General features: G+C 44.6%; 3 protein-coding genes, 2 tRNA genes and 1 rRNA gene. All 6 read left to right on the forward strand.

The window, feature by feature from the left end; genetic code table 11:
• The first annotated feature begins 192 nt into the window (after positions 1-192).
• The gene (locus MST20_RS19520) at positions 193-6,096 is read left to right on the forward strand and encodes a SpaA isopeptide-forming pilin-related protein (RefSeq protein ID WP_243944314.1); all 5,904 of its coding nucleotides are present in this window, start codon (positions 193-195) and stop codon (positions 6,094-6,096) included.
• Positions 6,097-6,194: 98 nt separating this feature from the next.
• Complete coding sequence (locus MST20_RS19525; RefSeq protein ID WP_243944315.1) at positions 6,195-6,827, forward strand: class A sortase; 633 nt, start codon at positions 6,195-6,197, stop codon at positions 6,825-6,827.
• A 570-nt stretch (positions 6,828-7,397) separates the two neighbouring features.
• A complete protein-coding gene (locus tag MST20_RS19530; protein WP_243944316.1) occupies positions 7,398-8,819 on the forward strand; it encodes a sugar porter family MFS transporter in 1,422 nt (473 codons plus the stop codon).
• A 596-nt stretch (positions 8,820-9,415) separates the two neighbouring features.
• Positions 9,416-9,492 (forward strand) — tRNA-Arg (locus MST20_RS19535).
• A 12-nt stretch (positions 9,493-9,504) separates the two neighbouring features.
• Positions 9,505-9,578: transfer RNA gene (locus MST20_RS19540), tRNA-Gly, on the forward strand.
• Positions 9,579-9,672: 94 nt separating this feature from the next.
• Positions 9,673-9,889 (forward strand): 16S ribosomal RNA (locus MST20_RS19545); the annotation flags it as partial.

The raw sequence follows: 9,889 nt of genomic DNA on the forward strand, positions 1-9,889 counted from the left end.
ATCTCATACAATGTAGTTTGGTTCGGATGATGTCAGCTGACATAAAGCAAAATTCATATTACCGCCGCTAAACATACAGCAGCGAATTTAAAAGCCTGTCATTCTTCAAATAGAAAAGTATTTTCAGGGATTCATTTTCCAGGCTCAATCGATCCGTACACAAAAACATGATAAAAGGGGAGGAATCACAATTTGAGATCGAAAAAATATTCGTTCAGCCTCAGCAAAAGAAGAGGGCTGAAATCATTTTTGATCACTTGCCTGGCATTGTATTTGATCTTCAGTCAAGTTGTCGGGTTTACACTGACGGCAGTGGCTGCCGGCACATCAACAGGGAGCAGCGCGTTTTTTGATTCAGTGATAATCAAAAACAGCGAAGATCAAACGGTTGACGGCTCAAAGGGAAACGACCCGGCATTAAAACCGGGTGACAAAGTGACACTCACATACGAGTGGTCGTTAAAAAACGATGAAGAAGCCGGCGCCGAAAAAAGCTTCACTGTAGAGGTACCTAAAAGCTTCGAATTCGCTCAAGATGCCGAGGGAGATGTGAAATCGGCAGATCAGCAGATCATCGGCAGCTATGAGGTGAAAGCAGACAGCAACATTATGACCGTAGCCTTGAACAGCACTGCAGAGGCAAAAGGGTCCATCACTCTGGAAGCAAAGTTTGCCGCTGATGTGAAAAGCGGTACAAAAACGGTCACCGCTCTTTTTCAACTCGGAGCAGGCAAGACGCAGCAAGCAGTCATACCCGTAAATACAGGCTCCGAATCGGAAACGGCGAAAAACGATTCTCCGTCATCTGAGGACGATCAGGCAGCAGCGGACGATCAATCAAAATCTTCAGGGGAGCAGGACGAAGAGGAAACGAAGACAAAAGCTGCCGACGCTGAGAGCAGCGATTCAAAACCGCCAGCATCTTCAAGACTAGCGGCAGCCGGGAGCCTTGCGTCCGGAGGCAATCAAATCACCCAAAATATTTTAACTGGTGTGACGCTGACGGATGAACACGGAAAGCCTTATGACAAAAGCAACCGAGCCAACACGAATTCTCCGGCAAAAATTTCAATCACTTGGGACATCCCGGATGAGCTCGGAAAGACGATAAATGACGGCGATCGCTATGAATTTGATCTGCCTGAAGCTTTCATTATGTACAACGATATTACGAATCAGCCATTAAGCTCAGGCGGCATCACGTACGGCTATTTTTCAATTGATACAAAAGGCCATGTTGTGATGACGTTTAATGGTGAAGTGAAAACAGATTCGAAAGTCAAAGGGACGTTGTTTGTCAATACGCAGTTCAACGAACAAAAAATAAAAGGTTCAACGACTCAAAAGATTCCTTTCCCGGTGAAATCAGACACTCCGGAGGTAACGGTTTATTTTAAACCAAACGTAAGCAAAACCATCGATAAATCCGGAACTTTTGATAAAGGCATCAATCCGGGGCAAGTCACATGGACAGTCGACCTCAACAAAAAATTGGATCAAGTCAAAAATGCCAAGCTGACCGAGAACTTTCCAGAGGGGCTGATCTATCGTTCTGTCAAAGTTTATCAACTAGATGTCAACATAGATGGTTCAGTCAGCCAGGGAGATGAAGTTCTTTCAGGATACACCGTAGACGCAAGTGGAAATGTCACATTTGACGGTGAGATTGATTCGGCTTATCGCCTGATCTATGTGACGGACATCGATGACTCCGCAAAGCCGGACGAAGGCGGAAACGCTGCATTTACGAATAAGGCGACATTCGGCGGAGACAATCTGGAACCGGCTTCCGCAGAGGCCTCGGTCACAGCCAAATACGGGAAAATGATCGAAAAATCGTCGACAGGTTATAAAAGCGATTCACAAACTTTCAGCTGGACGATTTTATATAACTACGGAGAGAAAAAGATTGACGAATCCAAGGCGAGTATAACGGATTCGTTTGGTTCCGATGATTTGCAGCTTGTTTCAGATTCCTTGAAGGTGATTCCGATTACTTTCAATCAGAACGGAAGTGAACAGGCGGGAACGCCTCTAACAGAGGGCAAAGACTATACGCTCTCCAATAGTGGAAGCGGGTTTGAAATCAAATTTAACCAAAATGTTACCGGAGCTTACAAAATCACGTATCAAACCGAGGTCAACAGCGGAGTGATCATTGATAAATCAACAACGTATACGAACACCGCAGTGACCGGAACAGGGGAATCAAAGAAAGCTTCAGGTACAGCCATTCAGCAGAACTTGATAAAAGGCTTTTCAAACATTGATTACCAGAAGAAAACGGTCGATTGGACGATCGCAATCAACAAAAACAACTACACGATGAACAATTGGAAGTTGGACGACAGTTTCGAAAGCGGCGGGCTCGCGCTCCTCGACGGATCATTCCGTCTTCAGGATGTGACGAATAACAAAACGCTTGAAGAAGGCAAAGACTATACATTGACAATAAAACCGGATCATGAAGGTTTTCTCCTGGAACTCATCGGAGATTATGCAATAACAAACAGCCAGTTTAAGATCACGTATACAACGAATATGAATGCCGACTTTTCAAACGAAAATGTCAAAAACACGGCTGAATCAACCTGGACTGATCACAGCAGCACTGAACGCAGAAATAAGGAAGCGAGCAGTTTTACGCCGAATCGCCAGACATCCCACAACGGCTTCAAAAACGGCTCATATAACGCTGTTTCAAAAGAAATCACGTGGAAAATCGGCATCAACTATAATGGAGAGCCGTCAAAGAATCCTTATATTAAAGATGCTTTAGCAGATGATCAGCAATTTGTTAAAGGATCGGTTGTCGTCAAGAGCTATGCAGTCAATAAAGACGGTTCCATCACAGAAGGAGACATCCTGCCCGCTTCACAATATGATGTGGAAGAGCCGTCGGCTGACAATAAACAAACGCTGACTGTCCATTTGAAAACGGACGATTCCGTCCCGTATCTTATTGAATTTAAAACATCGCTTAAAGGGCAGGTCATTAAGCGTGACCCTTACACCAACAAGGCGACGTACTATAATGCCGGATATTCAGAGCGTGAGTTGACGGCATCCGTTTCGGTCGCCGACGGAGGAAGCCTCGTTTTCAAAGGAGGCAAACAAAACGGAGGTTATGTCGATTGGAGCATTAATGTCAACGCGAGCCAGTCGGTATTAGAGGACGTAAAAGTCACCGATACTCCGGATACCAATCAAATTTTAGCTGAAGATTCTTTTAAAGTTTATCAGGCTAAATACGATGAAAAAGGTGCAGTCAAAGACAGTGGCGGAAATCTTGTCCCGGATGATGTTCAGCTTCAAAAAGGCGAGGACTATACACTGGACATCAAGACCGACAATGCAACCGGTGAACAATCATTTGTTCTGAAATTTATAGGCGATTACAAAAAAATCGACCGCGCCTATGTTATTCAATACCAATCATTAATCAATATTGCCGGCACGAGCGGTCATGTTCACAACAAAGTGTCGATTTCGGGAACGAATGTTCAGGAACAGACCCAGGAAAACAACAGCTCGGTCTTTGTTGCCGTTTCAAGCGGCGGCGGTTCAGGCTCAGGTGAAAGAGGAAGCCTGACAATTCTTAAAACGGGGGAAGGCGGCACACCGCTTTCCGGAGCAGATTTTCAATTGCGGACAAAAGATAATGAGCAGCTTCTGCGGACAGGAACGACTGACGACGACGGCAAGCTGACGTTCGGCAATATCCGCTACGGCACTTACGTTTTAAAAGAAATCCAGGCGCCTGACGGATATACGATCAGCGACGCCTACGCAGACGGGGTCTCCGTTGAGATTAACAGCAGCTCTTCCAGCGCCGGAGCGCTTTACAAAGTCGTGAATGAGAAGAATAAGGTGACGCTTATCAAACAAGACGAACAAAAGAATCCTTTGGGAGGAGCCGTGTTCAAGCTGGAGAAAAAATCCGGTGATGGCACCTTTACGACAATACGTACGAATATTAAGAGCGATGAAAACGGGAAAGTTGAAATCAACGGTTTACCGCCCGGTGATTATCGTTTGCTGGAAACGAAAGCTCCTGAAGGATATCTCTTAAATACAAAAGAAATCAGCTTCTCCGTCAAAACGAATGATAAGAATCAAGTACCTGACGTTGATTTAGGAACATTGATCAACTATAAAGGCAGAGCGCATTTAACGAAAGAAGATGCAGAAGGCCGTCAGTTAGAGGGGGCTGAATTCAAGCTCATCGATCATGAAGGCAACACCGTTCATGAAAAGCTTACTTCCGATCAAGACGGGAAAATCGCAGTATCTGATCTTGCGCCTGGCCGCTACGCATTTGTCGAAACCAAAGCGCCCGAGGGCTTTGTGTTAAACAGTAAGGCAATCGAGTTTACCATATCTGAATCGGCAAAAGAAAAACCGGAATCCGTGGACGCAGGCAAAGCCGTCAACTATAAAGGCTCGGTTTATTTGACAAAAGAGGATGCAGAAGGCCATACGCTGAAGGGCGCTGAATTTAAGATCGTTGATCATGAAGGCAACACCGTTCATGAAAAGCTCACTTCCGATGAAGACGGGGAAATTGCAGCTTCAGGCCTTGCGCCTGGTCGCTATGCTTTCGTGGAAACGAAGGCCCCCGAAGGCTTTATGTTAAACACCAGTCAAATTGAATTCACCATCCCGGGCTCAGCTGAAGGGAAACCGGAGCCGGTTGATGCAGGCGCCGCCGTTAATCATAAAGGTTCGGTTCATTTGACAAAAGAAGATGCGGAAGGCCGCAAGCTTGAAGGAGCCGTCTTTAAGATCGCAGATCAAAACGGGAATACCGTGCAGGAGGAACTGGTCTCAGATCAAAATGGAACCGTTACGGCTTCAGGCCTGGCTCCTGGGCGATATGCCTTCGTAGAAACGAAAGCGCCCGCTGGATTTGTATTGAACAGCGGGAAAATAGAGTTTGTCATCCCGGATTCCGCTGAGGGAAAACCTGTACATGTAGATGCAGGAAAAGCGGTCAACTACAAAGGTTCGGTTTATTTGCAGAAAAAAGATGAAGACGGCAATGGATTAGAAGGAGCCGTGTTTAAAATCATTGACAGCGAAGGCAAAACGGTCAAAGACGATTTGATCTCTAAAGAAGGCGGCAAAATTGAGGCTGGCGGTTTGGCGCCGGGAAGCTATCAATTTGTTGAAAAACATGCGCCTGACGGCTACCTGCTGTCAACAGATCCGATTCCATTTTCCATTACCGGGGAACACGAAGGTGAGCCGAAACAGGTTAAACTGACGGCTCTCAACAAGAAAAACAGCGTTGTCCTCACAAAAGTCGGCCAGGATGACAAGAGCGCCGGACTTCAGGGGGCGCAGTTCGATTTGAGAGATGAAACCGGCAAGGTGCTGAAAACCGGTTTGGCAACAGACGCAGACGGCCGGATCACAGTGTACGGCCTTAAGCCTGGTAACTACCAGTTTGTCGAAACAAAAGCACCTAAACATTATCAATTGGATGAGACGCCAATATTGTTCACAGTCAAAAATACGGATACAAAGCCAATTGAAATGACTGTAGAGAACCAATTGACACCGGGCGATGCGAGACTGACGAAAGTGGACCGTAACGATAAAAAGGCTGTTTTAAAAGGAGCCGAATTCAAGCTGCTCGATGTCGATGGAAAGCCTGTTAAAGCCGGAGGCAACGGGAAAAAGCTGCCGGCATTCTGGACGACAGATCAAAATGGGCAGTTCACAGCGGAAGGATTGGCACCTGGGCGCTATCAATTTGTCGAAACGAAGGCGCCTGACGGCTATAAGCTCGATGAAACGCCGATTCCTTTTGAAATTAAAAAAGGACAGACAAAACCGGTCGAGATCACAGCGTCCAATGAAAAGCTGAAAACGCCGGCTGTTGACAAAGGCACACCGAACCGGAATTCGGGAGACCCTAAAACAGATAACAAAGGCACACCGGACCGAAATTCGAACGGAGATCCTAAAGGTGATGCGCTTCCGAAAACCGGTGACACAGACAACATCATGCCGATCATGATCGGCATCCTGCTGATTTTGTCTGGAGGAGTCTTCGCTTTCTTCACAAGAAAGAAACATAGAAAGGCTTAAACGAATCATTTATGCACCTGATCATGAAACCGGTCAGGTGCTTTTTTGAAAAACGGCATTCGTTCATTTGACATTAAGGTTAGAAAGGACTGTGAGACATGTATAAAAAAATGATCGTTGCCGTGCTTGTCATATCAGGTATATTCTTCGTCTTGTCTCCTTTTATTAAAGAAAGCATCATCATCAATCTCAACAAGAATAAAAGTTTTGAATTGACTGCTGAACAGGCGGAACAAAACAATGCGCAAAAGGCGTCATTTGATTTTGAAGCGATTCAGCCGCCTTCTTTTATGGAAACAGTAAAAGCCGGTCTCGATCCTGAGCCGAAAGCGGTCATCGGCCGGATCACCATAAGCAGCGTCAATATCAAGCTGCCGATATTGAAAGGCACAACCAATCAAAATCTTCTTTACGGAGCGACAACAATGCGTCCCGATCAGAAAATGGGCGAGGGCAACTACCCGCTGGCCGGACATCATATGAAGCGGGAGAACCTCTTATTCGGTCCTCTTATCAACATTAAAAAAGGGGACACCGTTAAAATCACAGACTTTAAAAAAGACTATATATACACTGTGACATCCAAACAATTCATTTCTGAAACGGACACAGATGTGATTCAAGAGACGAAAGAAAAAGAAATTACGCTGATGACATGTGACAAAGCCGTGAAAACCGAAGGGCGCCTTGCGGTTAAAGGAAAGCTGATTCATGTTGCTGTTCACAGATAATTGAAATGTCCGCTGCAGGCAGGAAAAAATACTGAGGGGAAGCCCCTTGGTATTTTTTTATTGGGACTAAAATTCCACACATCACAAAAAAGTGACAAAAAGATCACTATGAAATGACAAGAGTGAAAAAATGCTGATAAATAATAAAAAAAAGAAATGAAATCATGTGAATTGGATGGAATTCCTATCATGACACCATTAATAGCGCTTTTTAAAATAAAAAAAAGATAAGTTTTCTGAAATTTATGTTGACTGAAAGCGCTTTTAAAATTATGATAATATCAGACCTAACAAAGATGTACCAAAAACATAACTATAATCTAACAATGTATTTAAACGGCATACAAATGAAAGCGATTCCAAGATATGTCATGGTAGGTAATTGGTTGTGCGGAAGCTCCGGCTTCCATCAAAATAAAATTTTCAATTTTCTGTTAAGGGGGTGGCTGGCGAGACTTTCGAAAGTTAGATATGAGTCTTTTAGGAAAAGAAATGAGCTCCTATTAAGGATGTTTTCGAAAACCTTTGGAAATAAATCAATTTTTTAAAACAAAGGCGGGGGAAATCAATATGAATGAACAGGGAAATCAGAAATCATTTTTGCGTACTATTATTTTAGTCTCGACGTTCGGCGGACTTCTATTCGGATATGACACCGGAGTGATCAACGGTGCCTTGCCTTATATGTCTGAAGGAGATCAGCTGAACCTGACTGCATTTACAGAAGGGCTTGTCGCAAGTTCGCTTCTCTTGGGAGCGGCATTGGGGGCGGTATTCGGCGGAAGACTCTCCGATTATATCGGGCGCCGCAAAAACATCATTTTTCTAGCTGTGCTTTTCTTTTTCTCGACGCTCGGATGTACGCTTGCGCCTGATGTGACGATTATGGTCATCTCTCGGTTCCTGCTTGGAGTTGCTGTAGGGGGAGCATCTGTTACGGTACCGACTTACTTGGCTGAAATGTCTCCTTCAGAAAAAAGGGGACGAATGGTTACCCAAAATGAATTAATGATTGTCTCCGGACAGCTCTTGGCATTTACTTTCAATGCCATCCTCGGAACCACAATGGGGGATAGTTCCCATGTTTGGCGTTACATGCTGGCGATTGCCGCAGTACCGGCTATATTCTTGTTCTTTGGTATGCTGAGAATGCCCGAAAGTCCGCGCTGGCTTGTCTCTAAAGGAAAAAATGAAGCGGCGCTGGGCGTTCTGAAAAGAATCCGCGAGGAAAAAAGGGCGCATTCGGAAGTTGCTGAAATCGAAGCTGCAGTCATGAAAGAATCTGAAATGAAAAAAGCGAATTATAAAGACCTGGCTGTTCCGTGGGTGCGCCGAATCGTATTTCTCGGAATCGGGATCGCCGTCGTTCAGCAGATTACCGGCGTAAACTCTATCATGTATTACGGTACAGAAATACTCAAAAATGCCGGATTTGAAACAAAAGCTGCACTTATCGGAAATATTGCAAACGGTGTCATTTCAGTTTTAGCGACATTCGTGGGGATTTGGCTTTTAGGGAAGGTTGGGCGCAGACCGATGCTGATAACCGGTTTAATAGGGACGACATCAGCTTTGCTGCTGATCGGCATCTTCTCAAACGCCCTTCAAGGCTCAGCTGCTCTTCCGTATGTCGTACTTACGCTGACTGTAACCTTTCTTGCATTCCAGCAAGGCGCCATTTCTCCTGTAACATGGCTCATGCTTTCTGAAATATTCCCGCTTCGCGTTCGCGGCCTCGGGATGGGCGTCACCGTGTTTTGTTTGTGGATCGTCAATTTCTTTGTCGGATTTTCGTTCCCGATATTGCTTGATGCGATCGGGCTGTCCTCGACATTCTACATTTTTGTCGGACTTGGACTTCTTTCCATTGCATTCGTGAAAAAATTCCTTCCTGAAACAAAAGGTCTCACACTTGAACAGCTTGAGCATAATTTCCGCAACTACAAATCGGAAAAAGCACCAAGCGACGCGAGCGCTAAAATCAGCGGATGACAATTTGAATTGTTAAGGGGCAGGCAGGTGGGGTTATAGATAAAACATTTGCAGTTTGCAGGCAGAAATCTTCCTATAACAAAGATTTCTGCCTGTATTTTTGTAAACGATGCGTAAAAGCAGCCTATTTGAGGCACCCTTAGGATATCTTAAAAGCCGTTCATAAAATAAAAGCTTCATTAAATGACCGCGTAAGAGTGATGTCAAAGTTAACGATTTACAGCTTCGGTTCCATATATAACTTGATGAAGCGGGGAACATTCAATAAAACATCACATAAGATGAAAAGGTCCGGTAAACGTCATCTATTATGAATGGCTGTAAGCCTAATTTTTTTAGAGGTATAAAAAAACGAAAAAAGTGTTGACGGATGAATTGAAAGCATGATATATTATTATTCGTCGCTGAGACAACGAAGTTACAACTTCGAAATGCCGATATAATATTCATCATTTAAAGGGTGTACAAAATCCTCAAAATGTGTATAATGGATAAAGTCGAAACAAAAAAGCTTCATCCTTTTCGGCAGAAAAGCTTCAAAAAACTTCTTGACTTCAACTGATATTCATAGTATTATAGTTAAGTCGCCTGATGAAGCGCCCGTAGCTCAATTGGATAGAGCGTTTGACTACGGATCAAAAGGTTAGGGGTTCGACTCCTCTCGGGCGCGCCATATATTTGCAATGCGGGTGTAGTTTAGTGGTAAAACCTCAGCCTTCCAAGCTGATGTCGTGAGTTCGATTCTCATCACCCGCTCCAATTTTAGAATGATCTTTGAAAACTAAACAAGACAAACGTACCTGTTAATTCATTAAATAAATCGCACATTTGTTGTGCGTAGTCATTATCAAACTTCATGGAGAGTTTGATCCTGGCTCAGGACGAACGCTGGCGGCGTGCCTAATACATGCAAGTCGAGCGGACAGATGGGAGCTTGCTCCCTGATGTTAGCGGCGGACGGGTGAGTAACACGTGGGTAACCTGCCTGTAAGACTGGGATAACTCCGGGAAACCGGGGCTAATACCGGATGCTTGATTGAACCGCATGGTTCAATTATAAAAGGTGGCTT

Origin of the sequence: Bacillus sp. B19-2, from assembly GCF_022832475.1 — a bacterium.
Classification (GTDB): domain Bacteria; phylum Bacillota; class Bacilli; order Bacillales; family Bacillaceae; genus Bacillus; species Bacillus paralicheniformis.